At 42.5% G+C, this 2,085-nt stretch carries 3 protein-coding genes; 1 reads left to right on the plus strand and 2 read right to left on the minus strand.

Translation table 11 applies throughout. The features are described 5' to 3' along the window. Positions 1-210 (plus strand): hypothetical protein (locus tag ACFSCZ_RS17930; protein ID WP_380775927.1); only part of this gene is annotated, 210 nt, incomplete at its 5' end. 160 nt (positions 211-370) lie between these two features. Here the strand turns inward: ACFSCZ_RS17930 and istB are convergent. Together istB and ACFSCZ_RS17940 are read right to left on the minus strand one after the other, a co-directional pair. Then, positions 371-1,138: an IS21-like element helper ATPase IstB gene (gene istB / locus ACFSCZ_RS17935; protein WP_380775636.1), complete on the minus strand. Its 768-nt coding sequence runs from the start codon at positions 1,136-1,138 to the stop codon at positions 371-373. A 1-nt stretch (position 1,139) separates the two neighbouring features. Next, positions 1,140-1,946, minus strand: coding sequence for a Mu transposase domain-containing protein (locus tag ACFSCZ_RS17940; RefSeq protein WP_380775924.1), 807 nt, complete (start codon positions 1,944-1,946; stop codon positions 1,140-1,142). Positions 1,947-2,085: the final 139 nt, after the last annotated feature.

A 2,085-nucleotide genomic window follows, 5' to 3' on the forward strand; every position in this document is an offset into this window, starting at 1 on the left:
ATTCCCCCGGCAGGGGGAATGTCTTTAATCACTAAGTGGCTCACCCATGTCATAAGGTGGCTCTATTTTATGTCACAAGTGGCTCAAAAAGATGGCAAAGCTGGCTCTATCCCATGGCAATATTCAGGTATTCGGATTTTGTGGTGGAAAAGGGCTTATAAGTCTCCCTTTTCCAATTTCTTAATAAGTGTGGAAAAATCGACACCATAGTTTCCTGTTATCACGTGGTCTGTTACTTCATCCCAATATTTCAATACAAAATCCCTTTTCATAAAGTATCTTCATTCTATTGACTTTAACGTAACGTAATACTTTATAGTAGTAATTGAAGGAGTGTAACCGTCAAGTAGTTCTGAACAGTTTCTGCTCATTAATTTTGAACACTTTTCGCTTGAAATAAAGTCTCACGATATTTGATCCTGTGACTGGCTCCGTCAAAGTGTAGAACTTCAGAGCGGTGGAGAAGGCGATCAAGGATCGCCGTAGTAATACCCTGGTCCCCAAGTAACTCTCCCCACTCTTCTGGTCCTTTGTTTGATGTTAGAATGATAGAACTTCGTTCATAGAGATAATTGATCAGATGAAAGAACAGATTTGCTTCATTCTGATCCATGGCCATGTACATCAGGTCATCAATGATGACAAGGTCAGCACCTCTGATCCGTTTCAGCTGCAGCTGGGATTTTCGAAGGTACTCTTCACTCTTCAACAGGGGGACCAACTCCCCCATGGAGATGAATGACACCCGGTATCCTCTGTTGATTGCTTCCAATCCCAGTCCAATGGCAATATGGGTTTTCCCAACGCCCGGTGGGCCCAAGAATATCAAATTGAATGATTCTTCCAGCCATGAGAGCTCCTGGAGTTGCCTTAACTGCCTCTCACTGAGTGTTGGAAGTTCTTTAAGGTCAAACTCATCAAGGCTCTTTTGGTAAGGAAACTTTGCCCATTTCAGATGCTTTTCAATCATTTTTTCTTCACGCCGTTTTTCCTCGTACGAAAGTAGTTCGCGGAGAAACTCCTGATATGTCCATGTTTGAGACTCTGCCTTTCTCAAAAAAGTCGGCAGTACTTTTGAAGTCTCCGCCATTCTTAGACGTTGAAACTGTTTCTGTAAATCTTCGACTGAAAAATCCATCTCAGGCACCTCCCAAGATCTTCAGGTAACCATCCAGTTCCCTGACGGAAGCTTTTTCTTTGTAATACTCGGAGATGGCCCCGGATCCGGGAATATCAGGGATTGTGTCCTGATGCCCTTGGATTCTGGCCAGGTGCTTTGCCACGTCATGAAAGTCGTTGGCGCTCCACAAACCCTTCTCCATACAAACATGCAGGGCTGGCTGGATGAACGGCCGAAAGTTCTTTACGGTCCTTTGAAGAATCTGAAGCTGGTCTCTTATGTACCTTGGATAACGCTGATGAATCTCATCAAGAAACTGTTGAATATTTTCTTTGTCTTCAAAGGAAGCTTTGACCGTATCCATGTATGCTTGTATACCTTTGGATCTATCCCTGGAATGGTGTGCATTCTTGATCAACTGGCCCTTTCCTTTGGAAAGGGGATGAACAGCCAAAAGCTCACCTTCAGGAGTCTTTTCAATAATCAGCTCATCTTCCTCAATCCGGACATGAACGATGTTATCTCCGTGTGGCTCATACGTTCCCAACGGAACAGAATAACGGTTCGATTGATATTTAATGATGTTGTCCTTATGCACTGTCCTTGTTATACTAGATCCATGGTTGCTTTCGAAAGAAAGCAGGGAGGAGACTTTTCGCAAGTGTGGCTTTTCCAGGGCGAACACTTCGAGAGGTCTCTTTTTTATTGTATTGTGCACCTGATAGTTTCCTTTTCTTTCAAGCCAGGCGAGGCACTGCTCGTTCCAGGTATCTATCTGATAAAATACCCGATTCTTCGCAAAGTTCCCTTTGATGAATTTCACCACGTTCTCAATCTTTCCCTTATTATGCGAAGCTTCGCATAAAAAAGGTTATGTATAGTTAATGATTATGTAAAGTAAGGAAGTAAATCTATTACCTTTCAGCAAATTATTATTGTTTTACTTTACATTATCACCCTATTGT

It is taken from the genome of Siminovitchia sediminis (genome assembly GCF_042680885.1).
Classification (GTDB): Bacteria; Bacillota; Bacilli; order Bacillales; family Bacillaceae_C; genus Siminovitchia; species Siminovitchia sediminis.